Source organism: Salegentibacter mishustinae, from assembly GCF_002900095.1.
Classification (GTDB): Bacteria; Bacteroidota; Bacteroidia; order Flavobacteriales; family Flavobacteriaceae; genus Salegentibacter; species Salegentibacter mishustinae.
Genome location: NZ_LLKN01000002.1, coordinates 1,786,533 through 1,812,713, shown reverse-complemented (window position 1 = coordinate 1,812,713; position 26,181 = coordinate 1,786,533). Strand labels below are relative to the sequence as shown.

Annotated in this window: 22 protein-coding genes and 1 pseudogene; 19 read left to right on the top strand and 4 right to left on the bottom strand. The window is 35.6% G+C overall.

The genetic code is table 11. The annotated features are described in order from the left end of the window. Positions 1 to 367: 367 nt before the first annotated feature. From APB85_RS11125 to APB85_RS11070, 12 genes and pseudogenes are all read left to right on the top strand, one after another. Positions 368 to 1,324 carry a polysaccharide deacetylase family protein gene (locus APB85_RS11125; RefSeq protein ID WP_057481650.1) on the top strand — a complete coding sequence of 319 codons (957 nt, stop codon included), beginning with the start codon at positions 368 to 370 and terminating at the stop codon, positions 1,322 to 1,324. A gap of 17 nt (positions 1,325 to 1,341) precedes the next feature. Further along, the gene (locus APB85_RS11120) at positions 1,342 to 2,397 is read left to right on the top strand and encodes an N-acetylneuraminate synthase family protein (protein WP_057481651.1); all 1,056 of its coding nucleotides are present in this window, start codon (positions 1,342 to 1,344) and stop codon (positions 2,395 to 2,397) included. Positions 2,398 to 2,428: 31 nt separating this feature from the next. Beyond that, positions 2,429 to 2,938 carry a KdsC family phosphatase gene (locus APB85_RS11115; RefSeq protein ID WP_057481652.1) on the top strand — a complete coding sequence of 170 codons (510 nt, stop codon included), beginning with the start codon at positions 2,429 to 2,431 and terminating at the stop codon, positions 2,936 to 2,938. Then, entirely contained in the window at positions 2,935 to 3,648 is a 714-nt protein-coding gene (locus APB85_RS11110; protein WP_083482195.1) for a cytidylyltransferase domain-containing protein, read from the top strand. Before APB85_RS11115 ends, APB85_RS11110 begins: the two co-directional genes overlap by 4 nt. A gap of 95 nt (positions 3,649 to 3,743) precedes the next feature. Continuing rightward, positions 3,744 to 5,180 carry a capsular polysaccharide export protein, LipB/KpsS family gene (locus APB85_RS11105; RefSeq protein ID WP_103294457.1) on the top strand — a complete coding sequence of 479 codons (1,437 nt, stop codon included), beginning with the start codon at positions 3,744 to 3,746 and terminating at the stop codon, positions 5,178 to 5,180. 48 nt (positions 5,181 to 5,228) lie between these two features. Beyond that, the gene (locus APB85_RS11100; protein ID WP_057481655.1) at positions 5,229 to 6,392 is read left to right on the top strand and encodes a glycosyltransferase family 4 protein; all 1,164 of its coding nucleotides are present in this window, start codon (positions 5,229 to 5,231) and stop codon (positions 6,390 to 6,392) included. Positions 6,393 to 6,437: 45 nt separating this feature from the next. Further along, positions 6,438 to 7,043, top strand: a complete 606-nt coding sequence (locus tag APB85_RS11095) for a sugar transferase (protein ID WP_057481656.1) — start codon at positions 6,438 to 6,440, stop codon at positions 7,041 to 7,043. Between the two features lies 1 nt (position 7,044). Next, positions 7,045 to 7,635 (top strand): annotated as a pseudogene (locus APB85_RS11090) (acetyltransferase); the annotation flags it as partial. A 4-nt stretch (positions 7,636 to 7,639) separates the two neighbouring features. Then, a complete protein-coding gene (locus APB85_RS11085) occupies positions 7,640 to 8,800 on the top strand; it encodes a DegT/DnrJ/EryC1/StrS family aminotransferase (RefSeq protein ID WP_057481658.1) in 1,161 nt (386 codons plus the stop codon). Between the two features lie 6 nt (positions 8,801 to 8,806). Continuing rightward, entirely contained in the window at positions 8,807 to 10,783 is a 1,977-nt protein-coding gene (locus APB85_RS11080) for a polysaccharide biosynthesis protein (protein WP_057481659.1), read from the top strand. Between the two features lie 10 nt (positions 10,784 to 10,793). After that, entirely contained in the window at positions 10,794 to 11,576 is a 783-nt protein-coding gene (locus tag APB85_RS11075; RefSeq protein ID WP_063870581.1) for a polysaccharide biosynthesis/export family protein, read from the top strand. Then, entirely contained in the window at positions 11,577 to 13,982 is a 2,406-nt protein-coding gene (locus tag APB85_RS11070; protein WP_057481660.1) for a GumC family protein, read from the top strand. 49 nt (positions 13,983 to 14,031) lie between these two features. Here the strand turns inward: APB85_RS11070 and APB85_RS11065 are convergent, their stop codons facing one another. Next, positions 14,032 to 14,763: a tyrosine-protein phosphatase gene (locus tag APB85_RS11065; RefSeq protein ID WP_057481661.1), complete on the bottom strand. Its 732-nt coding sequence runs from the start codon at positions 14,761 to 14,763 to the stop codon at positions 14,032 to 14,034. Positions 14,764 to 14,839: 76 nt separating this feature from the next. Between APB85_RS11065 and APB85_RS11060 the strand changes: the two genes are divergently transcribed. The 4 genes from APB85_RS11060 to APB85_RS11045 all read left to right on the top strand — a co-directional run bounded on the left by APB85_RS11060 (position 14,840) and on the right by APB85_RS11045 (position 20,702). Next, positions 14,840 to 16,198, top strand: coding sequence for a capsule assembly Wzi family protein (locus APB85_RS11060; protein WP_057481662.1), 1,359 nt, complete (start codon positions 14,840 to 14,842; stop codon positions 16,196 to 16,198). A gap of 30 nt (positions 16,199 to 16,228) precedes the next feature. Continuing rightward, complete coding sequence (locus APB85_RS11055; protein ID WP_057481663.1) at positions 16,229 to 18,400, top strand: PAS domain-containing sensor histidine kinase; 2,172 nt, start codon at positions 16,229 to 16,231, stop codon at positions 18,398 to 18,400. 114 nt (positions 18,401 to 18,514) lie between these two features. Further along, positions 18,515 to 20,269: a PAS domain S-box protein gene (locus APB85_RS11050; protein ID WP_057481664.1), complete on the top strand. Its 1,755-nt coding sequence runs from the start codon at positions 18,515 to 18,517 to the stop codon at positions 20,267 to 20,269. Positions 20,270 to 20,291: 22 nt separating this feature from the next. Then, positions 20,292 to 20,702 carry a response regulator gene (locus APB85_RS11045; RefSeq protein WP_057481665.1) on the top strand — a complete coding sequence of 137 codons (411 nt, stop codon included), beginning with the start codon at positions 20,292 to 20,294 and terminating at the stop codon, positions 20,700 to 20,702. Here APB85_RS11045 and APB85_RS11040 read toward each other — a convergent pair. The 3 genes from APB85_RS11040 to APB85_RS17340 are packed head-to-tail and all read right to left on the bottom strand — an operon-like array spanning position 20,699 to position 22,771. Next, a complete protein-coding gene (locus tag APB85_RS11040; RefSeq protein ID WP_057481666.1) occupies positions 20,699 to 21,775 on the bottom strand; it encodes an endonuclease/exonuclease/phosphatase family protein in 1,077 nt (358 codons plus the stop codon). The two genes, APB85_RS11045 and APB85_RS11040, sit on opposite strands and share 4 nt — an antisense overlap. An 11-nt stretch (positions 21,776 to 21,786) precedes the next feature. Further along, positions 21,787 to 22,602 (bottom strand): phosphatase PAP2 family protein, encoded by an 816-nt coding sequence (locus APB85_RS11035; RefSeq protein ID WP_057481667.1) that lies wholly within the window; start codon positions 22,600 to 22,602, stop codon positions 21,787 to 21,789. A 4-nt stretch (positions 22,603 to 22,606) separates the two neighbouring features. Then, positions 22,607 to 22,771 (bottom strand): hypothetical protein, encoded by a 165-nt coding sequence (locus APB85_RS17340; RefSeq protein ID WP_160319244.1) that lies wholly within the window; start codon positions 22,769 to 22,771, stop codon positions 22,607 to 22,609. Positions 22,772 to 22,791: 20 nt separating this feature from the next. On the opposite strand from APB85_RS17340, the gene APB85_RS11030 reads away from it, so the two are divergent. The 3 genes from APB85_RS11030 to APB85_RS11020 all read left to right on the top strand — a co-directional run bounded on the left by APB85_RS11030 (position 22,792) and on the right by APB85_RS11020 (position 25,919). Beyond that, positions 22,792 to 23,922, top strand: a complete 1,131-nt coding sequence (locus APB85_RS11030; RefSeq protein WP_057481668.1) for a vWA domain-containing protein — start codon at positions 22,792 to 22,794, stop codon at positions 23,920 to 23,922. 79 nt (positions 23,923 to 24,001) lie between these two features. Next, positions 24,002 to 24,373 carry an endonuclease domain-containing protein gene (locus APB85_RS11025; protein WP_057481856.1) on the top strand — a complete coding sequence of 124 codons (372 nt, stop codon included), beginning with the start codon at positions 24,002 to 24,004 and terminating at the stop codon, positions 24,371 to 24,373. Between the two features lie 82 nt (positions 24,374 to 24,455). Beyond that, positions 24,456 to 25,919: a hypothetical protein gene (locus APB85_RS11020; RefSeq protein WP_057481669.1), complete on the top strand. Its 1,464-nt coding sequence runs from the start codon at positions 24,456 to 24,458 to the stop codon at positions 25,917 to 25,919. Positions 25,920 to 26,181: the final 262 nt, after the last annotated feature.

Sequence of the window (26,181 nt, the reverse complement as noted above, 5' to 3'; positions counted from 1 at the left end):
TATGATGGAGTTGGTTAATTTGGGATTGATTAATTTGAGAATAGAAAATAACGGCCTGGAGATATGGGATTCGTTAATTCGGGAATCGGAAATTGTTATCTAGTAAATCGAAAATCCTTGATTCGGGATTTCTTAATTTCGAAGTTTGAGATGTAGCAATAGATGGAGTTGTGCTTAAGGGCTGGATAAAAATAGATGAAAGATAATATAAAGCCTAAATGAAAAAAGCTTAATTATAGCTATCAGAGGTTACCGGTTAAACGAAGTTAGCTTATGTCGAAACCCACTACTAATGAAAAAATGAACTATCGAATTTACCAATTACCGATTTAACCAATCAACCAATTAACCAATTAACGAATAAAGAATGCAAGGTACCTTAGTAATTTCTCTGGATTTTGAACTCTTATGGGGAGTATTCGATAAAGTGAATTATAAAGAAAAATTTGAATATTTTTCTAATACCCGTAAAGTGATTCCTGAGATTCTAAAGATTTTTGAAGCCAACAATATTCATTGTACGTGGGCTACAGTAGGGATGCTCTTTAATGAAAATTGGGAAGAATGGGAAAGCAATATTCCGGACATATTACCGGATTATAAAAGAAAAGAATTGTCTGCTTATGAATTCGGAAATAAAATAAGATCTAAGGAAACTGAGAAATTATGCTTTGCGCCCGATTTAATTAAAAAAATCACTGAAACTCCTAATCAGGAGGTAGGAACACATACCTATTCCCATTACTATTGTCTCGAAGAGGGACAGACTTTAAAAGCATTTACGGCTGATCTAAAGAAGAGTATGGAATTAGCGAAAAAATTAGACCTGCAGCTTAAATCCCTGGTTTTTCCAAGAAATCAATTTAACATGGAATATTTGAAAGTATGTGACCAGGTTGGAATTGAAAGCTTACGCTCTAATCCCGAGGCCTGGTATTGGAAGGATACTCAAAAAGATAGCTTACTTCAAAAAATTTTTAGAACCGGCGATGCTTATGCCGGAGGTTTTGATAAAGTTTATAAGCCGGAAAGAAATTTAGAAAAACCATTCGCTCAAAAAGCAAGTAGGTTATTAAGGCCTTTTAGGAATGATTTTACCGATCGTATTAAAATAAACCGGATAAAATCTGAAATGATCTATGCGGCCAGAAAGAATAAAATATATCACCTATGGTGGCATCCACATAATTTTGGTAATTATCCCGAAAACAACCTGGCTGAACTCGATGAAATTGTACAGTGTTTTAAGTTTTGCAGAGAAAAATATAATTACCAATCTGCTACGATGCATAGTATAAATAAAATTGTAAAAGCAAATTCTTAATTTGCGCTATATAAAAAATGTCACAAAAAAGTAAACCTCATACTTATCTCATTGGAGAAATTGGCCAAAACCATAATGGCTCCATTGATATCGCCAGATTAATTATTGATTTGGCTTCCAGGCCTGCTATAGATGAGCTTTTTCATTATACGCTTATGGGGATGGATGCAGTAAAGCTTACTAAGCGGGATCTTAATTTCGAGTTGTCGAATTCTGCATTAAAAAAACCTTATAATACGCCCCATTCTTTTGGAAAAACTTATGGAGAACACAGGAATGCTCTTGAATTAAGTGATGAAGAGCATTATGAGCTTTATAAGTATGCCAAAGAAAAAGGTCTGGATTTTGTGGAAACCTTATGTGCTCCCAGCTGTTTATCTTTACTTAAGTATTTTAGCCCGGATAGATTGAAAGTAGCTTCCAGAGATTTAACAAATCTTCCCTTATTGCAAGCGCTTGCCGAAACTAAATTACCTTTAATATTATCAACGGGCATGGCAGGCCAGAAAGAGTTGAATGAGGCTTTAGATGTAATTACTAATTATCACGACAATATTTCTATTCTTCATTGCGTCTCTGAGTATCCAACTATACCCCAAAATGTAAATTTAAATAGTATTCCGTTTCTTAAAGAAAATTATCCTGAGTTTGTAATCGGTTATTCCGATCATACTATTGGAATTGCGACCCCTTTAGCTGCTGCAGCGATGGGAGCAGGGATAATTGAAAAGCATATTACTATAGACCGAATGATGAAAGGAACAGATCAGTCGGGTTCTCTGGGGATTGAAGGAGTGCAGCGCATGGTTAGAGACATCCGATTGCTAGAATTGAGTTTGGGTGAAAAAGCTATTTTTTCTGATCCCGCAGTGGAAAAAACTAAGATGAAACTGGAACGTTCTATCGCTGTGAAAAAATCCATGAAAGAAGGGGATATTCTTCAAGAGGACGATTTTCAAATGCTGTCCCCAGGGGATGGTTACAAATGGAGTGAAAAAGATTTACTGGTAGGCAAGGTTTTGAAAAAGGATATAAGCGAAAATGAAATTATTTATCCCGATTTTCATTTTTAGCTGAAAACAGCATAAAATAAGCTTGTGTAATATGAAAAATATTAAGTTACTTGTTTCTGATGTGGATGGGGTATGGACCGATGGAGCTTTCTACTATAATGAGCATGGTGATTCAATGAGAAAATTTAATACAAAGGACAGTTATGGAGTTTCTCTGGCAACTATCGTAGGCTTGCCCATCCTAATTTTGTCCGGTGAGGATAATTTGTTTGTTAGAAAGCGTATGGAAAAACTAGGAATTCAAGATGTTGAGTTGGGTGTTGAAAATAAACTATCGGCTTTAAAGCAGTATTGCGCCAGTTCAAATATTTCCCTGTCTGAGGTAGCTTATATTGGAGATGATATGAACGATTTAAATCTCGTCGATAAAGTTGGATTTTTTGCCAGCCCCTGCGATGCTTATTATAGAATTAAAAACCTATCAAACCTTGTTCTTACATCCGGTGGAGGGATGGGAGCTTTCAGGGAGTTTGTAGAGGAAGTTCTGGATGGAAAAGGCCTGCTTGAAAATGCTTACCATGAATATAACACTCGTAAATGAAGAGCAATAGAGCGATTATAGTGCAGGCAAGAATGTCGAGTAAGCGACTACCCGGAAAAAGCCTGATGAAAATAGGGAAATATCCATTGATTTATTATGTTCTTAACAGGCTCAAAATTACGGGGGAAAAGGTTATTGTTGCAACAAGTACAGATTCTTCAGATGATATTCTAGTGCAGTATTTGGAGGAACAGGACTTTAGGTTCTACCAGGGAAGTCTTGATAATGTTTTAGATAGGTATATTGCAACTGCAAATAAATTCGGGATAGAAGAAATAGTTAGAGTAACCGGGGATAATCCCTTTGTGGATATAGAGCTTTTAAAGAATTCTCTCGCTTTGTTTGAAAGATATACCTATGTAGATGGGATTTACGAAGATGGACTTATTAAAGGATCCGGTTTTGAGTTAGTGGCGTTAGATGAATTGAAATCCATTAAAAACCCTAATCAAAATTATAAAGAACACGTAACTTATGGGCTAAGGGAGAAAATAAAATTTAGAGAGAACTATGTGCAATTGTCTGTTCCAATTCTTCATTCTTCTTTTAGAAATAAAGTTATATTAACATGTGATTATCAAGAAGATTTTGAACTTATTTCGAGTATTTTAAGTTATTTTAATTATAGGTTTAACGTATCAATAAACGAGATAGTTAATTATTTAGACAATAAGAAGTCCTTAAAAAACTTAAATTCGCATCTTCATTAATTGAGACAAATGCTTACTTCATTTTCTAAAAGGATAAGTTAATTTTAAGTGCAATTTGATTAAAACTAATTAACAGGCTATTTTAATACAAAAGAATGAATATTCTAATCGCTTCTATTTATAGTTATAATAGCTACTCTAGGGGGATCATGCCAGATGTTCTTCAAAGCTTAATCGATGAATATCCAAAAGCAAAGATTTATTATCTCACCTGTTCTAACTCATTTAATACCTGTTACTTTAATGAAAAGAGTAAACCCGAAAATTGCTATAGATGCAAAACAAGTGTTCGCAATATATTGAGTTTAGTTTCAGGAGAATTTATCCATCTTAAATTAGATGACATCATTTCATCGTCTCATAATAAAGCAGCGAATGACTTCTTTGCTGTTAACCAGTATATAAACAAAGACTTATATTTTGAAAACTTTGAAATAGGAGTGGCTTCGATCTCTACCTATATTTCCAAAACTCGTGACAAGGAATTACTTGAAATTGAGAATAGTTTTGTTCGTGATATCGCAATTAATTCTTTAAAGGTTTATTTAAGTTTAAAGAGATTTATTCAGGATAATAATATTGATGTGGTTTATAATTTTAATGGTAGGCAGGATTATTTAAGAGCTGTATTTAAAGCTTCCTTAGCCAACAGGATTGATTGTTTCAATATTGAAAGAGCTAGAATAGGGGGCAGTATTGAAGTATTTAAAAATGTTTTACCACACAATATCCTGACCAAAAAGAAGCATATAGATGATCACTGGAATAATTCTGAACTTCCATTAAAAGAAAAAAATCAAATTGGATCTAAGTTTTTTAAAGATCAAAAAGCCGGGAAATCTGTGATATTTAAGAGCTATACCAAAGAGATGCAGAAACAGGAGCTCCCAAATAGTATAAGAAATGGGAAGAAAAATATTATTCTCTATACAAGTTCCGATGATGAATTTGCTGCTATAGGGAAGGAATTCGAAAACCCTTATTTCAAGACCCAAAATGAGGGCATTAAATATGTGGTGAACATATTAAATAATTATAAGCAGGAATATAATTTGTTTATTAGAATGCATCCTAACTTAAAGAATGTTAATTATCCCTATGTAAAGGACTTGAGAGACATGAAAAACCTGGGAGAGAATATTTTTGTTATTGAACCCGATAGTCAGGTAGATACTTACGCTTTGATGGAGCTTGCAGATAAGGTGATTTCTTTTGGGTCTACTACGGGACTTGAAGCTAATTTCTGGGGGAAACCTGTGATTCTTTTAAATAAATGCTTTTATTATTATTCAAATGTCTGCTATGTTCCTGAAAATAAAAATGAAATTAAAAGTTTATTGCTGAAGGAGCTGGCTCCGCTGGATAGAATCGCTTCGGTTAAATTTGGATTTTACTATCTTACCGGAGGGCTAAAAACAAAATACTACAGTGAGAATGACTTCGAAAGTGGAGTTTTTTTTAAGGATACAAACACTTATTCATATTCATTAAATCAAAAAATAAAAGCTAAATGGATTGAATTATTTGGATAGCAAAGCCATATCCTTAAAGTATAATCTTATTTGTCAATAGTATTTTTTATGCAAAAACTCATCCGCATCACAACTATCCCACTTTCCCTAGAAAAGCTTTTAGAAGGTCAACTTACTTATATGAGTCAGTATTATGAGGTTACCGCTGTGGCAGCTGAAAAGGAGCGGCTGAATAAGTATGGACAAAAAAACAAGGTAAATACCTTTTGGGTTGAAATGACAAGGGCAATAACACCGATAAAAGATCTAAAAGCGGTTTGGAAGCTATATAAATTTTTTAAAGAGGAAAAGCCGGAAATTGTCCATACGCACACTCCAAAAGCGGGAATCGTCGGAATGCTGGCCGCCAAACTGGCTGGAGTGCCTTTGCGCTTGCATACGGTAGCCGGACTACCGCTTATGGAAACTACCGGCACAAAGAGAAAAATCTTAGACCAGGTAGAGAAATTAACCTATAGGTTGGCTACGAAAGTTTTTCCGAATTCGCGAGGCCTCAAGCAGATTATCCTTAAGGAAGGTTTTGCTGAGGAAAATAAATTAAAAGTGTTGGGAAAGGGAAGTTCCAACGGAATTGACACCAAATATTTTGATCCATATAGTTTTAAAGAGGACCAGAAAAAAAATAAAAGGCAGTCACTCGGAATTCCCCGGGAGGATTTTGTGTTTATTTTTATTGGTAGATTGGTTAGTGAGAAAGGCATAAATGAATTGGTAGATGCCTTTAAAAAGTTACACAAGAAAAATCAGAATATTTCCCTGTTGCTGGTAGGACCTTTTGAAAAAGAACTGGATCCTTTAAAGCAAGATACGTTTAATAGTATAAAAACCCACGAGAAAATCATAACAACGGGATATCAGGAAGATGTTCGTCCTTATTTTGCAATTGCGAACGCATTGGCTTTTCCCAGTTATCGCGAAGGTTTTCCAAATGTTGTGATGCAGGCGGGAGCTATGATTCTTCCGGCCATAGTGAGCGATATTAATGGATGTAACGAAATTATTGTAGAAGGAATTAATGGTGTTATAATTCCGGTTAAGGATACCTCTGCTTTATTTTCTGCTATGGAATTATTTGTTGAAAATAGGAATTATACCAATAGGCTTTCATCAAATGCCAGGGAAGAAATCTGTAAATATTATGAGCGTAAAGAATTTTGGCAAATTCTGTTAAAGGAATACAAAAATCTAGAAAAGGAATATATAAAGTCATAGTTTTGCACAGCCTAATTTTAGTTGGCATAATGTCTTAATTCCTCTATGTACAAGCACTTTTTTAAAAAAATACTTGACTTTTTTATTGCTTTTACGGCATTATTAGTGCTTAGTCCGTTATTAATTCCAATTACAGTTTTATTAGCTTTGGCGAATAATGGAAAACCCTTTTTTTTTCAGAAAAGACCTGGAAAAAATGGGCGTATTTTCAGTATTATTAAGTTTAAAACGATGACTGATGAGAAGGATGAAAATGGAGATTTACTTCCGGATGAAAAGAGGTTAACCGCGGTTGGAAAGTTCGTTAGGAAAACCTCTATTGATGAGATTCCACAGTTGATAAATGTTTTAAAAGGGAATATGAGCTTAATAGGCCCCAGACCGTTATTACCCCAATATTTATCTTTGTATTCTGAAAGGCAAAGAAAACGTCACGATGTAAAGCCTGGAATAACCGGATGGGCTCAGGTTAATGGTAGAAATGCGATTAGTTGGACCAAAAAGTTTGAATATGATGTTTGGTATGTGGAAAACCTATCTTTTGGGTTGGATGTAAGAATTATATTCAAAACGATTAAAAAAGTAGTGGTTTCGGAAGGAATAAATACGGCCAATATGGCGACTACGGAAGCTTTTAACGGAAAAAATTAAAATGAATATTTACGGAGCCAGTGGTCACGGGAAGGTTGTTTTTGATATTCTAAAAAGCAGGAATATTCAAATAGATTCAGTATTTGATGACAACTTCGAAGTTAAAGAATTTCTTGACTTTAGGGTAATTCATAAACCTAATAAAGATCAACTTAAAAAACCTACGGTTTTAGCTATTGGTAATAACGCAATTAGAAAAAAGGTTGCGCTTAAATATGAAGGTGTAATTTCTGAAGCAATTAGTCATTCTCGTGCAATAATTTCAGAAAATATACAAATTGGCGGTGGCACCGTAATAATGCCTGGAGCTATTATTAATTCAGGTTGCAGCATTGGAAAATACTGTATTATAAATTCTGGTGCGGTTGTTGAACACGATGTGCGCCTCGGCGATTTTGTGCATATAGCACCTAATGCCGTCCTCACGGGGAATGTTAGTGTTGCCGAAGGTACACAGGTGGGAACCGGCGCGTCAATTATTCCCGGAGTTAAAATTGGGAAATGGGCGTCTATTGGTGCCGGAGCCGTAATAATTGAAGATGTTCCAGACTTTGCCGTTGTTGTTGGTAATCCTGGAAAAATTATAAAATATATAGATGAATAAAGATAAAATATGGTTATCCTCGCCACACATGGGTGGAACTGAGCAAAAATTCGTCAATGAAGCTTTTGAGCAGAATTGGGTAGCACCTTTGGGCCCCAATGTAAATGGCTTCGAAGAAGATTTAAAGAAATACCTATTTGATAGCTCTTCGAAAGAAGGAGCTGTTGCTGCTTTAAGTTCTGGCACGGCTGCCCTACATTTAGCATTAGTGATGCTAGGGATTAAAGCTGGCGATGAAGTGCTTTGCCAAAGTATGACTTTTGCAGCTTCAGCCAACCCTATTGCATATCAGGGAGCAACACCCATATTTATAGATAGTGAAGAGAAAACCCTGAATCTTTGTCCCAAGCATTTAAGAACAGCTATTGAAGATAGGATTTCTAAAGGAAAAAAACCAAAAGCAATAATAGCCGTACATTTATACGGTATGCCGTATCAGGTAGATGAAATTAATGCAATAGCTAAAGAATTTGATATTCCGGTGGTTGAAGATGCTGCAGAGGCCCTAGGAAGCACTTATAAAGGTGAGCGATGCGGAACTTTTGCAGAATATGCGGTTCTTTCATTTAACGGAAATAAAATTATCACAACCTCTGGTGGTGGAGCCTTAGTGACTAAAAGTCAATCTGCTAAAGAAAAAGCTGTTTTCTTAGCTACACAGGCAAGGGATGCAGCGCCTCATTACCAGCATAGTGAAATTGGTTACAATTACCGATTGAGTAATATTTCTGCAGGAATAGGGCGTGGTCAAATGCAAGTGGTGGACGAACGGGTGAAAGCCAGAAGAGAAATGCACGAATTTTATGTAGTTTTGTTTTCTGAAATTGAAGGAGTTAAGGTTCATAGTGCTCCCAATGATGACTTTTTTTCCAATCATTGGTTGAGTGTGATAAGCTTTAATGAAAAAAAGACCGGGGGAATAAATCGAGAGGATTTACGTTTGCATCTTGAAGAATTAAATATTGAAAGCAGACCTTTATGGAAACCCATGCATATGCAGCCGGTTTTTAAAAATGCTCCTTTTTATGGAGATGGTGTTGCAAAACGTTTATTTGAAAATAGCCTTTGCTTACCTTCCGGTTCTAACTTGACCCAGGAAGAAAAAGACCGAATCAAGGCTGGAATTTTATCCTGTTTTAAAGAACAGAAGTAAAGAATTATGGGATATAAAGTAAATAAGGTATTAAGAAATATACTCTCGGGAACCGATAACGCCCTTGATTTAAGGAATATAAAGTATCTTCCCAGATGGGCTGTTTATTTGATAGATCTTTCTTTGGTGGCAATTTCTACCCTGTTTACCGTTTTACTTATTATAGATCTTACTCCTAATTATTATACGGTGCTCAGTTTTTATGATAAAGCCTTTATCGTAATAGCAGTGCATATTTTCTACTTTTATATTTTTAAAACTTACGCAGGGATTATTAGGTATTCCTCTAATATAGATGCCCTAAAGTTGCTCCTGGCTACCATGAGTTCGTTTTTTACTTTATTGGTTATTAATTATATAACCTTTTTCGTTATAGGGAAGAAAATATTTTTGGTAGGCGGTTTGTTCATTAATTTATGTATTTCTTTTTCCTTACTTTTTCTTTTTAGATTAGGAGTAAAACAAATATACGAATACTTTAAACTCGTTAGTCGGGATGAAGACATCTTAAATGCAGTTATTCTTGGAGCTGATGAAAACGCTATTTCTATTGCAGGTGCGCTTGATATAGAAATCCCCAGGAGATTTAAAATAGTTGGTTTTCTAACCAATGAAAAGCATAATAAAAGTATAAGATTATTGGATAAACCGGTAATTAATTATTCTTCTGAAATTCATAAAGCTGTTCAATCTGTAAATGCTGAAGCAGTTATCCTTTCTGAAAATAATTTTACGGCTGAAGAAAAATTTAACTTCGTAAAGGATTGTCTTGAAAACGATATCAAGGTATTTAATGCACCAATTGTTTCAACCTGGGGGGAAGATACTCAGCCTATCGCTAATAAAGTAAAATCTCTTCAAATCGAAGATCTTTTAGAACGTGAACCTATTAGGCTTAATCCTGAAAATAAAATCGAGCAACTTACCGGAAAAACTATTTTGGTTACCGGTGGAGCAGGTTCTATAGGAAGCGAGATTGTAAGACAGGTAGCCCAATACAACCCAAAGAAACTGATTATTCTTGATCAGGCTGAAACACCACTCCATACTTTGAGTCTTGAAGTGAATGCCAAGTTTCCTGAGTTGGATTGTAAATTCATTATTTGTGACGTAGGTAACCTTAAGCGTTTGGAACTTATGTTTCAAAATCAGAATATTGATGTGGTATATCACGCCGCAGCTTATAAGCATGTGCCCTTAATGGAAGAAAATCCGCATGAAGCTGTGTTTGTTAATATTCAGGGTACAAAAAATTTAGCCGATCTTTCTTTAAAATATAAAGCCTCACATTTTGTAATGGTTTCTACTGATAAAGCGGTTAACCCTAGTAATGTAATGGGAGCTTCAAAAAGAGCTGCTGAAATGTATGTGCAGTCGCTTTATCACTCTAAAATTAAAGAAGATCCAAATACAACAAAATTTATAACAACCCGATTTGGAAACGTTCTTGGTTCAAATGGATCGGTAGTGCCTTTATTTAAAAAGCAAATTGAAAAAGGAGGTCCGGTTACCATAACTCATCCAGATATCATAAGATACTTCATGACTATTCCAGAGGCCTGCCAGCTGGTGCTTGAAGCCGGTGCTATGGGGAAAGGAGGAGAGATCTTTATTTTTGATATGGGAGAACCGGTAAAAATTATGGATTTGGCTATAAAAATGATTAAACTTGCCGGTTACGATCCTAATAAGAATATCAAAGTAAAGATTACCGGACTAAGACCCGGAGAAAAACTCTATGAAGAATTATTGAATGATGAATGTAAAACACTACCAACCCATCATAAAAAGATTATGATTGGTCAGGAAGTAGTGAGAGATCATGAATTAATAAAAGAAAAAATTGAAAAAATCATAAGCTCGGCCAATTCTTTAAAGGCGGAAAAGATGGTTAAAAAATTAAAAATACTTATCCCAGAATTCAAGAGTAATAATTCCTTATTTGAAAGCCTGGATAACAAAGAAGAAGTAATAAGTGAATAAAAACAACTGCATGTTCAAATCTATAGGGAAACTCGGATGGTTTCTTATGTTAAGTATTATTGTTTCAAGCTGCGCTACCAAAGATCAGGTGGTATATTTTAATGATGTTCAAAAAATAGAAGGACAAAAGAATTTATTAGAATACGAGCCGAAAATTGAACGAAATGATGTGCTGAGAATTAATGTTTCTTCTTCTTCGGTAAATGAAGAAATAGTAGCACCATTCCAAATGAATCAACAAGGTGGAGGCCAATCTGGTGGAGGAGGTGGTCAAAACCTTTCTTTAACAGGTTATTTGGTAAGTCCCAAGGGGACTATAAACTTTCCAGTTCTTGGCACTGTAGATGTAGAAGGTTTAACACGCACTGAAATTCAGGAAAAACTACAAACGCAAATTTCAGAATATGTAAGAGATCCCGTGGTAGATGTTAGGATTGTAAATTTTAGTATCACCGTTTTGGGGGAAGTTAACTCCCCTGGTAGAGTTCAAATCACCGATGGTAGAATTACTATGCCTGAATTATTAGCAATGAGTGGAGATGTGAGTTATACCGGAAAACGTCAAAATATAAGAGTAATAAGAGAGGTAGATGGGGTGAAATCTGTTGGATTCATTGATATGACGGAAACCGATCTTTTCGACAGTCCGTATTATTATTTAAAGCAAAATGATATTGTATATGTGGAACCCACTTACGCAAGAATGAAATCTGCCGGGTTTTTTGGAAGTCCGGGTGCAATATTAGGTTTGGTTAGTTCAACATTAAGTTTAATTTTTATATTCACAAGATAGATGGAAGAATTAAACGATTTTAATGAAGAGAAGGAAGAATCTACCTTCGATTTAAAAGCTGAACTCTTTAAATACCTTGCCTATTGGAAGTGGATTCTTTTGGGGTTTCTAATTGGAGGGTTATTAGCCTACCTGTATAACAGATATACCATTCCGAAATATAATACTGAAGCTACAATGATGATTGTAGACGATCAGGAGAAAAATGCAATGAACGCCACACCATCAGGAGGTGGCGCTATTTTCTCTTTGGAGGACGATGGTATTCAAAACCATATTGAGAAATTAAAATCCAAGCAGCTTGTAGAAAGTGTAGTTGAAGAGTTAAATCATAACATCAGCTACTTTATAGAAGGAAATGTAATTACTGTTGAAGCTTATAAATCAAGCCCTGTTTTAATCGAGTTTATAACGCCTGATAGCATTATTCATTCAATTTCTAAAAATCTTATTGTTACTCCTACCTCAGATACTTCTTTTAAACTGGAAGAAGAGGCTACGGGATATTCCGAAAATCATAGCATTGGGGAAGTGATTAAATTGGATAATATTCAATTCACCATTTTACCGAAGTCTGGAGAGGAAGAAGGAACTTTTCGAAAAACCAGTTCAGTTAATATCAGAATTCAACCTTTAAGAGCTGTGGCTGCAGAGTATATATCAAAACTACAAATAGCTCAAAAAGGCCAGGCTAAAGATATTTTATCCCTAAGTATCGTTCAGGAGACACCAGAGAAATCGGAAGATTTTCTCAATAAATTGATGGAACGTTTTAATGAGGAAGGTGTTAAAGATAAACAGGAAGTAGCAGAAAATACTACCAAATTTATTCAGGATAGACTGGAAATGATAACTACAGAATTAGATTCTGTAGAAGTAAACATCGCCGATTTTAAAAGAGATAACCAAATAATGGATGTTAGTAGCGGTGCTTCCCAGTTTCAGTCAAAATTTACAGCTACTGAGCAAGAGATTTTTAATATTGAAACTCAGTTGGAACTTTTAAATTCAGTAGAGGAATTACTAAGAAATCAAGGTAAATACGAGCTACTACCTGATGTGGGTATCAGTGAAGGTGGTGTTTCGGGACTTGTGAATTCTTACAATACTCTTATTATGGAGCGTAATATGTACCTTGAAGGAGGTACGGAGCGTAATCCTATCGTAAAAACAATAACCCAACAACTTGATAGTTTAAGAGAAAATCTTTTTGAAAATATTGAAAGTACCAGGCGTTCTTTAAACGTTAGATTAAGAGAACTTAATCAACGGGGGAATGTCGCGCAAGGTCAATTCAGTAACTTTCCCGGTCTCGAAAAAGGCATGCGAAGCATTGAACGCCAACAACAAATTAAAGAGCAACTTTATTTATTCTTGTTACAGAGAAGGGAAGAAGCTGCTATTTCTTTTGCTGCAACAGCTTCTGTTGCCAGGGTTATTGATGCTCCTTTTACAAACAACAACCCTGTTGATCCTAAACCATGGCTTATTCTGGTGGGAGGTTTTATTATTGGCTTAATAATTCCGATTCTGATTATTTTCGCTAAGAATATGCTCGACACTAAAGTGCATCACAAAGGCGAGTTAAGTGGATTAATAAAACATATTCCTTTTATCGGGGAGGTGCCACGTATTGGTGCAGAACAAAATGAACGTATCGAATTAAACGATCGTACTCCTCTTGCTGAATCGTTTAGGATTTTGAGGACTAACCTGGCCTATCTATTTCAAAATAAAGATAAAGATAGGGGAGAGATAATTTTTGTAACCTCTACTATAAAAGGAGAAGGAAAGACCTTTGTATCTTATAATATGGCACGTACTTTGGCGAGTACCGGAAAGAAAGTTTTATTGATTGGTGCTGATATTCGTAACCCCAAACTTCATAGGTATGGTGAAATAAGCGATGCGGCACCTAAAGGTCTTTCAGATTATTTATACGATTTTGAAGTTACTGAAAATGAGGTTATTTCTATAGAAAAACAGGCAGGGATAAAAGTTGATATGGTTCTTTCAGGCCCTATCCCACCTAACCCTGCAGAACTTCTTATGAATGACCGATTGGAAAGTTTGTTAGAATATGCAGCCGGAGTTTATGATTATGTATTGGTGGATACAGCTCCAACTATGATAGTAACAGATACTTTGTTAGTAAGCCCGTTGGCTGATACTACGTTGTATGTTGTAAGAGCTGATTTTACCGACAAAAAGATGCTGGAGTTCCCTAAGGAACTTAAGCAACAGGGAAAACTAAAAAGCCCTGCGATTATTTTGAATGATGTGGATTATTCAAAATTCTCTTATGGAGCTAAGTATGGGTATTCTTATGGCTACGGATATGGTTACGGTGCCGATAAAGAATCTCGCTGGCAACGAATAAGAAACAAAATGTTCGGAAATAAATAAGAATTTCTTGGTTCAAATATAATAACGAATTGAAAATCCAAAGTTTTGTTTATCTAAACAAGGCTTTGGATTTTTCAATTATAGGCTCTAGAAGATTAAGCTGCTTTTTCTTTAATTTTATATTCCCAATTTTTTCCAGGTGTTCCATTCTGTGGGCATCACTGCTAATAAAATCAATCATCCCGTTTTCAAGCAACTGGAAAGCTTTCTTTTGTATACCTGTTCCATAGTGAGGGGTAAGGGATAACATATTTAATTGGAAATCACATCCTCTTGTTTTTAGGTCTTTGTACTTATCAAGACCGCTATCGTGATAAAAAGTATAACGCTCTGGATGAGCTAGTATTGGTTTTAGGTTGGTATTCTGAATTTTAAATAGGATTTCAGCTAAATTAATGGGTGCCTGAAAATATGACATCTCTACTAAAACATAATTTTCTGTCACATTCAAGACATTATCTTTTTCCAGCTGATCTATTAAATATTGGTCCATCATATATTCTCCTGCCGCTTTAATAGAATTACCGTGTGGCAAGTTCTTTTTTACTTTATCTAAAGCAGGAAGAATGGTATCCGGAGTATTGGGATAGAATTCTCCCATAACGTGAGGACTGGCTACAATATTAGTGACTCCAAATTCATTGAATTTTTTGATCATTGCTATAGAGTCTTCTGCACTATTAGCACCATCGTCTATACCGGGCAGTAAATGATTGTGGAAATCGGTGAAACCTTCCAGTAAATCGACTAAAAAATATTTTTTCTGAAAAATGGATAGCATTTCTAAGTTTTAGAAGCATAAAATTACATATTTTTAAATCGAATTAAGCATATTTGAAAAGTCTTAACGCCTACTTATGAAACAAACTTTACTAGTATTTTTATTTCTTTCCTTTTTTCTAAATGTCCACGCACAAAATATTGAGATTAGTGGGCAAGTGAACGCAACCGGACTATTGTATAGCGAGGAGAACTCTCCATTTTGGTTGCATACCAATCAAAGAGGGAGAATAGACGAACTCACCAATTTTTCAGGCTTTATTACCACCCAAGGATTTTATAATTTTTCCGAAAATTCTAATTTAGAGTTTGGGCTGGGAGCACTTTACCAGGACGGTTATGCCGATAAACTTCAATTAGATGAAGCCTATTTAGCTTTTAATAATTCCTGGTTGGGAATTGTGGCGGGACGTAAACAGCGCGAAGAATTGTACAGAGGGTTAAGCGCTACTAACCAAAGCATTTTATGGTCTTTAAATGCAAGACCGCTTCCCGGAATTCGATTCTTTACTAAACGACCCATATTTTTTAAAAATAATCGCGGGCTTGGTTTTCAGGCTTCGTATGAAGAATACCTTATGGATGATGAGCGTTTCGTAGAAAATACGAGGCTTCATCATAAGAGTTTCCATTTGGTTTATAGATCTTCACCTAAATTTCAAATTTCAGCCGGGTTAAGGCACTTTGTACAGTGGGGCGGCACACATCCGGAATTCGGCGATCTTCCTTCCGATTTTGAAGCCTATATCAGGGCAATTACCGGGAGAGGAGCAGGAGAAGACACCGGGGATGGAATTTCTGAACAGGAAATTAATGGTTTGGGAAATCATTTGGGGAGTTACGAGATAAATATCAAAACTATATTAGCTGGTTATAATGTTGAACTTATTTACAATCATTTATTTGAAGACGGCTCTGGTAGTTTGCTAAGAAATACTCCGGATGGTCGGTATGGAATTTTTATAGAAGATCCTGCGGCTTCATTAGATTCCTGGTTTCAGGCGGTGATGTATGAATTCTATTATACCAAAAATCAAAGTAAAAATACACCCACTACGGATGGGGAGGATAATTATTTTAATAATAATTTGTACCGATCTGGTTGGACTTATGAAAATAGGGTACTAGGCCTTCCATTTATTACACTCGGGCCAGATCGTTTTAGAATTGCAAATAACAAAATCCTAGCTCATCATATAGGTTTAAGCGGGATGGCTTTCAATAAAGTGCCCTATAGATTTTTGGGAAGTTTCAGGAAGAATTATGGCGGAAAAGGAAGTGAAAATACCAATGGGAAACACGTTCTTTCTACTTACCTTGACTTAAATTTACTTCAAAATGTAGTGAACTTAAATCTTCAGCTAGGATCCGATTTTAGTGAAACTGAAGGTCCTAATTTTGGTGCTGGCGTTTCTATTTCTAAATCCTTTTTATAAAAAGAAACCGGAAATTCAAACTGCGCTTCAATGAAGAAAGTAACTACACCAGTTTTAAAAATTGACCGGAATTTTGAAATTATAAGTTGGAATACTTCCGCAGAGGAATTTTTAAACAATATTTTTAAAAAAAGTCCGAAGGCTCAGCTAAGCTTAGAAGAAATATTTCCACCTGGCATATGGACTAAATTCCATGGCGATTTTAAAACTAATCAGGGGATATTTCACAATATTTATACTTTTTCAGAAACTGAAACTATAGAGGTTTTTAGTAGTCCTTCTTTAGATGATGGGGGGAATATTAAATGTTTTTCCCTATGTCTAAAAGCTGTTTCTCCAAAGGAAAATGGTTCGTCTGAGAATATAGTGCGATTAAAAAATATTCTAGAGAATTCATCTCTGGCTATTTTTTTATCTGATCCTAGCGGCCCTATAGTTGAAGTTAATAGGGCGGCGTGTAAACTTTTTGGTTATAGTTTAAAAGAACTGAAACAATTAAGTCGGGAAGATATAATTCAAATGAATTCCGATCTGGAAACGGCGATTGCACAGAGAAATAAAGCCGGCGAAATAAGAACGGAGTTAGTAGGCATTAAAAAGAATGGTGAGACATTTCCTTGTGAGGTACATTCGGTTATTTATACCAATTATGAAGGAGAAAAAAGAACCAGTACTACAATTGTAGATATTTCAGATAGAAAAAAACAGGAATTAATTGCAGAAAATAGCAAGCAAGCTTTTCAGTCTTTATTTGATTATAATCCTGATGCTGTATATTCCTTTGACCTTAAGGGTAATTTTGTCGATCTTAACCAGGCTGCTTTAAATCTTGTAGAAGGTTCCAGGGAAAAGGCAAGAGAAATCAATTTTTTACCTTTAATAGCGCCAGAAGACAGAGACCGTGTAATGATGCACTCTTCAAAGGCAGTTTCTGGTGAAGTGCAGCGCTATCAAACTAATTTTATAAGTCTTAAAGGAACAAAAAAGGTACTTGATGTAACGAACTTTCCAATATACGTAAATAAGAAAATAACCGGAGTTTATGGAATTGCGAAAGACATTACTAAACAGGTAGAAATAGAACAAAAACTGCGGGAAGAACATAATATGTTTCGGGCAATTATAGATTATATACCAGATCATATTTTTGTGATAAATGAAAAGCACGAAACTATTTTAACCAATCATAGTTTTTATAAGAATTATTATGGGGTTGAAAATGAACAGGAAAGTTTAGGACTAACGGCCTTAGAATTTTTTGACAAAGAAGAAGCCAATAGGGTTATTGAGGATAACACACAGGTCATGAATAAAGGTATTCCTGTAATAAATCGCGAGGATATAGTGCAGGATTTTAACGGTAAAAAAAATTATACACTTTTAACCAAAGTCCCTTTTAGATTTGGAGATAATAAAAAAGGCCTGGTTGGGATTTCGAGGAATATTACTGAAATCAAAGAAAAAGAAAAAGCCCTGGAAGAATTAAACGAGGCGCTCAAAAAACATGCAGATGAATTGGCATTATCTAACAAAGAACTTGAACAATTTGCCTATATAGCTTCCCACGACCTGCAGGAGCCTCTCAGAATGGTAACCAGTTTTCTAACGCAGCTCAAGAAAAAATACAACAATAAATTAGATGATAGGGCGCAGCAATATATTTATTTTGCGTACGATGGTGCAACCCGGATGCGCCAAATAATTTTAGATTTACTTGAATATTCGAGGGTGGGACGGGTAGCGCATAAAGTTACAGCAGTTAATCTCGAGCATTTAGTTTCTGAGGTGCTATCCCTTCAAAAAAAATCTATTGAAGAAAAAAATGCTAAAATTGAAATAGGTGTACTTCCAGAATTAGAAGTTGAAGAACCAGTGTTAAGGCAATTATTCTCAAATTTAATAGGCAATGCCTTAAAGTACTATTCAAAAGAACGTCAGCCGAAAATCAAAATTTCCTCTTTAGAAAAGGAGAAATATTGGGAATTTAAAATTACCGATAACGGTATTGGGATTGAAGAAGAATTCAAAGAGCAAATTTTTATAATTTTCCAGCGCTTACATCAGCGGGATGAATATGATGGGACGGGAATTGGCCTGGCAATATGCAAAAAGATCGTAGATAATTTTGGTGGTAAAATTTGGGTAGATTCCATACCTGGAGAAGGAAGCAGCTTTTATTTTACCATCCCAAAACAATTTTAGTATATTTACTCGGTAGTGGAAAGCTAACTTAAAAGCGTTAAATTCAGGTTTACGTTTATAAAATAGTTGATTTAGTTCATAGATTCTTATTTCGTTATTTTAAAATTCTATTAAATGGTTGAAAAATCCGGGGAATTAAAGGTTTTAGTTATTGAGGACAACCCGGGCGATTTTATTCTTATAGAAGATTATCTTTCCGAAGAACATGCAGCACTGGAATTGCAGCGCGCCGAAAATTTTAAAATGGCGAAAGAAATGCTCCAGGCTTCCAAAAATTTTGATACCGTCTTACTCGACCTATCACTCCCGGATATTAAAAATACCGAAACTCTAGTAAAAGAAATCCTGGCTTTGGCTAATGGTGCACCGGTGGTGGTACTAACAGGATATACCAATAAGGATTATGGAATGAAAACCCTTTCCTGGGGCGTTTCAGACTACCTCCTGAAAGATGAAATTAATGCTTCAAATCTTTCTAAAAGCATCCATTACAGCATGGAGCGAAAAAAGGTACAGCGGCAGCTTTATGAGTCTGAAGAAAAGTACCGAACACTATTTGATTCCAGCCCTTTACCAAAATGGGTTTTAGATAGACATACCCTTGAATTTTTAGACGTTAATCAAGCAGCCATAAACCTCTACGGCTATTCTAGAGAAGAATTCATGAAAATGACTGTAAGGGATCTATGGGCAAATGATGAGGATAGAATTGAACAAACCATAGCCGATAATTTTCACGATTTCTTTAATGTTAAAGTAAAGCATTTGACCAAGAATGGTGAAATGATCTTTATAGATGTCCAAACTAATCCTATTTTGTTCGGTGGCAGGGAAGCCCGCGTTACTTTGGCGCACAATATTACCGAAAAAGTTAAAGCTGAAGAAAAATTAAGACACAGTCAGGAGCGATTTAAAGCTTTGGTGCAGGATGGCAGTGACGTAATAAGTATTTTAGATGAAAATTTTCACTACACTTATATTAGCCCTAGCGCAAAGAACATTTTAGGTGTTAACCCTGAAAAACTGCAAGGAAGTAATGCATTTAAATATATTCATAATGAAGATCGTCCACATATAGTAGACAAGATTAAATTTATAGGTAAGGTAAAATCTTTCCAATTGCCTTCTTATAGGTATAAAAATGGGGAAGGAGAATGGCGATGGTTAGAAACTATTATAAGTGATTTAAGAGACGATCCAGCAGTAAATGGTTTGGTGGCAACTTCAAGAGATATTACCAGTTTTAAAATACAGGAAAAGGAATTAAGAGAAAGCCTGGAGCGTTATGACATTGTTGCAAAAGCTACCAGCGATCTAATTACCGATTATAATATTGAAAACGATACTTTTCAGTTTAGCAATGCAATCTATGATATTTTTGGATATAGCCCGGAAGAAATGGGAACTTCCCGAGAATGGTGGAAGGAGCGGCTGCATCCCGAGGATTACCAACGCGTAACTGAGGCGACCAAAGAAATTTTTTATAATCATAAAAAACTATTGAATATTGAATATCGCTTTAAATGTGCTGATGGAAACTATAAATATATCCTTGACCGTAGTTATGTGATTAGTGATTCAGAAGGCAAACCTTCGCGTATCATTGGTTCTGTACAGGACATTACCGAAAGAAGAAAATATATTAATGCCATAGAGCGTAGTAATGAAAGATTGCGGGAAATTGCCTGGACACAATCTCACGTAGTTAGGGCGCCTTTAGCAAGGATTATGGGTTTAATAGATTTATTAAAAAATCAAAGAAATAACCTTGATAATATTGAGGAAATTATAGATAATATCTTAAATTCGTCTGAAGAGCTTGATAAGGTTATTAGAAAAATCACGAATAAAACCGAAGAAGATTTTTAAGCTCTTGTCCTAAACCCTCCGTATGCTTGAAGTAATTATCGTAGATGACGATCAAATTGTGGTATTTATTCAAAAGAAAATGATCTCAAATCACGAGATCGCTACTAACCCGGTTTGTTTTAATAAGGCTGATGCTGCCTTAAATTACTTAAAAGAGCAGCAGCAACTAAAAAATAAAAAGGAATTCCTTATTTTTTTAGATATAAATATGCCTAATATGAATGGCTGGGATTTTCTTGACTGTTTAGAAAACAACGAGGAAAAATCTCATTATCACGTTGTTATGGTTACCTCTTCAATTAATAAAGAGGATAAAGAAGAAGCTAAAAAATATAGCATGGTACGCTTATTTATTGAAAAACCTATCCACTCTTCAGACTGTGAAAAGATCAAAGAAATTCCAGAAATAAGTCATTTTTTTGCGCCGGTCTAGACACCTTTTTCCCGGGGTTGAGCATCATCGATTTTATCCTGCGCCCATTCTTTTTCTTCTTCATCTGCTATCGGCTTATTTTGCTCGACTTCTGCCTTTCTTTCAAAATTTAACTTAATATACATCGGGAAATGATCTGATCCTATGTGTTTTTCCCGGGCAATATCTATCAGCGTAAAATCATTACTATGAAAAACGTGATCTAGCGGCCATCTGAAAAAACGATAATCGGCGTGGAAAGTATTAAAAAAACCTCTTCCAATCCTTGGATCTAACAATCCACTCATTTGCTGAAATAATCTGGTGGTTCTGGACCAGGCCACATCGTTTAGATCCCCAAATACTAAAACGCTATCATCCTGTTCCCATACATCTCTTCCCAGCATTAATAACTCAGCATCACGATTTGTAGAAGTATCAGCTTCAGAAGGACTAGGAGGCCTCGGGTGCATGCAATGAATCCTAATTCTAGAATTATCTTCTAAACGTACTACCCCGTGAATAGAAGGGATATCATCTTTTACCAAATATCTAATTTCGGTTTCTTCCAACTTCAGTTTAGAGTATAGGTGCATTCCGTAGAGATTATCCTGGGGTACTTTTATACAATATTCATAATCCTTTTCCAGGTCTTTAAGCGCCTCTTCCCATTTTTCATCAGATTCCAGAGTTAGTAAAATATCGGGTTGCCTTCGGTTTACAATTTCAAGAAGTTTGTGATAATCATTATTTGGAGTAAGTACATTGCTTACCAGGATCGAAATATTATCGGATGGATCTCCATCCTCAAATTGCATGACCTCCTTGTTTGCAAACCAGGTATAGGGATAAATTTTCTCAAGCTGGTAAATCAAGCTTATAATAAGTAGTGCAACAGCAACGAAATGAATTACTTTAGAGAAATCAAAAACAATAATAGCTACAATAATTACCGCACTAATAAGTATTGAAATTTGCAGTCGTGGAAAATCGAAAGCTCTTATCCACCATTGATCAAAACGTGTTGCAGATGCCAGGCTGGGAATTAAAAATAGTCCGCAGGCTATAAGCATTATTACTTCTGAAATTTCCATAGAGAATTAGCTTAAAACTTATAGGTTAGGGCAAGGCCCTTGGTGTTTATACCAGTGCCATTCACATTAAAATTGGCAGTGGGATAGAGATCAATATTTTCTTTGCCTTTTTTATGTAACTCGGGAATTAAAATACCACTGGCAGCTCCTACTACAAATCCGGCAATATTATCGGTTAGAAAGTGCTTCCCGGCTTTAATGCGCAAATAACCCATTAGTGCCGAAATTCCCGTAGCGCCTCCCCAAACATAGGGTATTGCTTTAGAATCTGGATGAAAATCATTAAAAACCTTGGCAGCGAAAAAAGTTCCAGCAGAAGCAACGGCTGTATGTCCCGCAATAAAGGAGCGTTGGGCACCACCTTCAGCACGCTCACTAGTAGGAAGATCTTTATTGTAAACTAATGGTCTGCTTTTATCTATTAAACCAGCCGTCATAGTATAGAAAACTCCGGTAGTAGCCATAGTTTCAACAAAAAGAACACTTATTTGACCAAAATTCTTTCTTTCGGCCTCGCTGGGTAGAAAGGCGAGCGGCATTCCCAACGCGGCATAAAAAGGAATATAGCTTACAGCATCTGCATCTTCAGAGTAATTTCCGGCTGCCCATCGGTCTATTCCCCAAACGTCATTTTTATTAAGAGCATTAAGTTCAGATTCGGTTAGTGATTCTTTATTTTGAATAAAAGTAAACCCTAAAACGTTTAAACCAACAGCACCGGCAATATATGCACCATCTTTCCAGGTATTAGTTTTATAGGGGGAATCCTGGGCATAAGTGCTAAAAACCAGGCTTAAACATAAAAGGCTTAGTATTATTTTTCTCATTTATTTACAGTCTATATTTAGTAATATTCAAATCTCTAAACTCCTTACTAATTGCTGAAGTATTTAAGAAAAGAATAACAATATAAAGCGCAATTGCAAGACTCACAAATTTATAGATTAACATAAGTTTAATCACTGTTGGAGCTAAAGCTTTTCCAATTCTAGCCAAAATACTGTAATTTTAGGATTATGAAGAAGAAAGATTACAGACAGGGCAGCGGATTTGTTTTTAATAAATTTGAAGCACCAGACAAATCGCCATTTGATAGATTGTTCGAGGTTTTCAAAGAATTGATAACCCATACTTCAGGCGATCTAGATGAAGCGCTGGATTGGCTAAGACAGCTTGATGAAGAATACAAACTAACCACAGAAGATTATACGCTAGATGATTTCGTTGAAGACCTTAAGAAAAAAGGTTATATCAAAGAAGAAAGTGAAGACGAAGGTGGTGGAATGGCCATTACCGCTAAAACTGAACGCGCTATTAGAAAGCAGGCCTTAGATCAAATCTTTGGAAGACTTAAAAAAAGCGCCTCTGGCAGTCATAGAACAAATCACGTAGGCCGGGGAGATGAACATACCGGCGATTTTAAGGCCTTTCAATTTGGAGATGCGCCAGATAAAATTTCGGTGACCGAAAGTCTGCGTAATGCACAAATTAATCACGGGATCGGAGATTTTAATATGACCGAAGAGGATTTGGTGGTAGAAGAAACCCATTACAAATCCCGAATGAGTACGGTATTAATGATAGATCTTAGCCACAGTATGATACTTTATGGCGAAGACCGAATTACTCCGGCAAAAAAAGTCGCCATGGCTCTAGCCGAATTAATCACTACCCGGTATCCAAAGGATAGCCTGGATATTATTGTCTTTGGTGACGATGCCTGGCCGGTTTCTATCGCCGATCTTCCTTATTTAAAAGTAGGGCCATATCATACCAATACCGTTGCAGGTTTAAAATTGACTATGGATATCTTAAGAAGAAAACGAAGTACCAATCGCCAAATTTTTATGATCACCGATGGAAAACCAAGTTGCCTTCGAGAACGGGATGGTTCTTATTATAAAAATAGTATGGGGCTGGATCCATATATTCTTGGAAAATGCTATACCATGGCAAGACAGGCCAGGAAATTACATATCCCCATCACTACATTTATGATCGCAAAAGACCCTTATTTAATGCAGTTTGTTAAAGAATTCACCTATGCAAACCAGGGTAAAGCATTTTATACAGGTCTTAAAGGCTTGGGTGAAATGATTTTTGAAGATTACGAAACTAATAGAAAAAAGAGAATTAGGGGGAATTAATAAAATTCAAACTCCCCGCTTTGGTTTGCAACCAAAACTTCCCCTCTTTACCTAAAGAGGGGAGCAATTAAAAAAGATGATGCTGAAAAGACAACAAATTCATACGCGCAAGGAATTAAAGGAATACCGTAAGTTTCTAAGAGAAAATATGACTTTGGCTGAAGCTTTTCTGTGGAATTTTTTAAAAGCTAAAAAGCTTGAAGGAAAGAGGTTTACAAGACAACATAGCATAGGAAATTATATAGTAGATTTTTATTGTGCTTCAGAAAAATTAATTGTTGAATTAGATGGTCAAGCACATTTAAACAGTACAATAGAAGAAAAAGATTTTAAACGAACTAGATATTTAGAAAGTTTGGGCTTCAATGTTATTCGTTTTGAGAATAAAATGGTATTTGACTTTTTACCTACTGTTTTAAAAGAAATTAAAGATAATTTTAAAACCCCTTAAGGTTCCTCCCTTTTCAAAAGGGAGGTGGCTGAATTTCGATAGAAATTTAGACGGAGGGTTTAATCAGAAATAAAAAGCAAACATGAAAAAAGAAAATATAAATACACTGGGAGAACTTAAAAAATCCGGATATAAAAGTCGGGGTATTAAAGAAGAACTTAGAGAGAATTTAATTAAAAAGATCAAAAAAAATGAACCAACATTTCCCGGTATTCATGGTTATGAAGACAGTGTGATTCCCGAATTGGAAAGAGCAATTCTATCCCGCCACAATATCAATTTACTTGGCTTAAGAGGACAGGCCAAAACCAGGTTAGCTCGTTTAATGGTCAATTTGCTTGACGAATATATGCCTGTGGTACAGGGATCTGAGATCAACGACGATCCTTTGAATCCCATTTCCAGGTACGCCAGGGAATTAGTAAAAGAGAAAGCAGATGAAACTCCAATAAGCTGGGTGCATAGAGAAGAACGATTTTTTGAAAAACTCGCCACTCCAGATGTGACGGTAGCCGATCTAATTGGAGATGTAGATCCTATTAAAGCTGCAAACTTAAAATTGAGTTATGCCGATGATCGCGTAATTCACTTCGGGATGATTCCCCGTGCAAATAGAAGTATTTTTGTAATTAACGAGCTACCAGATTTACAAGCAAGAATCCAGGTGGCATTATTCAATATTCTCCAGGAAGGAGATATCCAGATTCGCGGATTTAAATTAAGATTGCCACTAGACCTGCAGTTTGTCTTTACTGCAAATCCTGAAGATTATACAAATCGTGGTAGTATTGTAACTCCGTTAAAAGACAGGATAGGGTCTCAAATTCTAACCCATTATCCTGATGATATTGAAACGGCAAAAATTATTACCGCTCAGGAGGCGAAACTTGACAAAAGGCAAAGTGAACTGGTTTATGTTCCCGAACTGGCAAAGGACTTACTGGAACAAATTAGTTTTGAGGCAAGAGAAAGTGAATTTATAGATGAAAAAAGCGGAATAAGTGCAAGATTAAGTATAACAGCATATGAAAACCTTTTGAGTACTGCCGAAAGACGCTCATTGAAATCTGGAGAAGAGGAAACCCTGTTGAGGTTTGGTGATTTTCTTGGCGTTGTACCCGCAATTACCGGTAAAGTAGAGCTTGTATATGAAGGGGAAGAAGAAGGAGCGGCGAGTGTAGCTTTACAATTAATTGGCGATGCCGTAAAAACTTTATTCCCACAGTATTTTCCTAAGATTGAAAAGTTACAAAGACCAGACGAAACCACACCTTACGATGATTTAGTAGAATGGTTCTTTGAACAAAGCGGTTTTGAATTACCCGATGATCTTTCAGATGCAGATTACAAGCAAAAACTTGATTCGGTAAAACCTTTAAATGATCTTATTAAAAAATACCATCCAGAAATTTCAGAAAAAGATTCTTACTTCTTGAAGGAGTTTTTGCTGTGGGCTCTCGTTGAGTTTAAAAAATTAAGTAAACATAGGTTCGCCAAAGGCGTTCAATTTAAAGATCTATACGGTAGTTATATCAGTGACCTTTAAGTATTTAATAATTCAGCTCGAAAAATATCCGATTATTTTAATGATCGGGTATTTTTTTTATCCAATAAAAAGAAATTCATAATTCTTAACTGAAAGTCTCATTTTTGTTTGTAATACCTCTCAAAATATATACTTTTATTACCAGAATAATGTCAAAAATGAAGATTACAAAAAATACTAATTTCCGCACTTCAACAAGCGTTCTTGGCTTGGGCATTTTTGGCATGACTACTATTCGTATTACCCCTTTTGGGGTATAATT

Coding starts and splice junctions, on each gene's coding strand:
- APB85_RS11125 (WP_057481650.1), top strand. CDS start 368: ATGCAAGGTACCTTAGTAATTTCTCTGGATTTTGAACTCTTATGGGGA.
- APB85_RS11120 (WP_057481651.1), top strand. CDS start 1,342: ATGTCACAAAAAAGTAAACCTCATACTTATCTCATTGGAGAAATTGGC.
- APB85_RS11115 (WP_057481652.1), top strand. CDS start 2,429: ATGAAAAATATTAAGTTACTTGTTTCTGATGTGGATGGGGTATGGACC.
- APB85_RS11110 (WP_083482195.1), top strand. CDS start 2,935: ATGAAGAGCAATAGAGCGATTATAGTGCAGGCAAGAATGTCGAGTAAG.
- APB85_RS11105 (WP_103294457.1), top strand. CDS start 3,744: ATGAATATTCTAATCGCTTCTATTTATAGTTATAATAGCTACTCTAGG.
- APB85_RS11100 (WP_057481655.1), top strand. CDS start 5,229: ATGCAAAAACTCATCCGCATCACAACTATCCCACTTTCCCTAGAAAAG.
- APB85_RS11095 (WP_057481656.1), top strand. CDS start 6,438: ATGTACAAGCACTTTTTTAAAAAAATACTTGACTTTTTTATTGCTTTT.
- APB85_RS11085 (WP_057481658.1), top strand. CDS start 7,640: ATGAATAAAGATAAAATATGGTTATCCTCGCCACACATGGGTGGAACT.
- APB85_RS11080 (WP_057481659.1), top strand. CDS start 8,807: ATGGGATATAAAGTAAATAAGGTATTAAGAAATATACTCTCGGGAACC.
- APB85_RS11075 (WP_063870581.1), top strand. CDS start 10,794: ATGTTCAAATCTATAGGGAAACTCGGATGGTTTCTTATGTTAAGTATT.
- APB85_RS11070 (WP_057481660.1), top strand. CDS start 11,577: ATGGAAGAATTAAACGATTTTAATGAAGAGAAGGAAGAATCTACCTTC.
- APB85_RS11065 (WP_057481661.1), bottom strand. CDS start 14,763: ATGCTATCCATTTTTCAGAAAAAATATTTTTTAGTCGATTTACTGGAA.
- APB85_RS11060 (WP_057481662.1), top strand. CDS start 14,840: ATGAAACAAACTTTACTAGTATTTTTATTTCTTTCCTTTTTTCTAAAT.
- APB85_RS11055 (WP_057481663.1), top strand. CDS start 16,229: ATGAAGAAAGTAACTACACCAGTTTTAAAAATTGACCGGAATTTTGAA.
- APB85_RS11050 (WP_057481664.1), top strand. CDS start 18,515: ATGGTTGAAAAATCCGGGGAATTAAAGGTTTTAGTTATTGAGGACAAC.
- APB85_RS11045 (WP_057481665.1), top strand. CDS start 20,292: ATGCTTGAAGTAATTATCGTAGATGACGATCAAATTGTGGTATTTATT.
- APB85_RS11040 (WP_057481666.1), bottom strand. CDS start 21,775: ATGGAAATTTCAGAAGTAATAATGCTTATAGCCTGCGGACTATTTTTA.
- APB85_RS11035 (WP_057481667.1), bottom strand. CDS start 22,602: ATGAGAAAAATAATACTAAGCCTTTTATGTTTAAGCCTGGTTTTTAGC.
- APB85_RS11030 (WP_057481668.1), top strand. CDS start 22,792: ATGAAGAAGAAAGATTACAGACAGGGCAGCGGATTTGTTTTTAATAAA.
- APB85_RS11025 (WP_057481856.1), top strand. CDS start 24,002: ATGCTGAAAAGACAACAAATTCATACGCGCAAGGAATTAAAGGAATAC.
- APB85_RS11020 (WP_057481669.1), top strand. CDS start 24,456: ATGAAAAAAGAAAATATAAATACACTGGGAGAACTTAAAAAATCCGGA.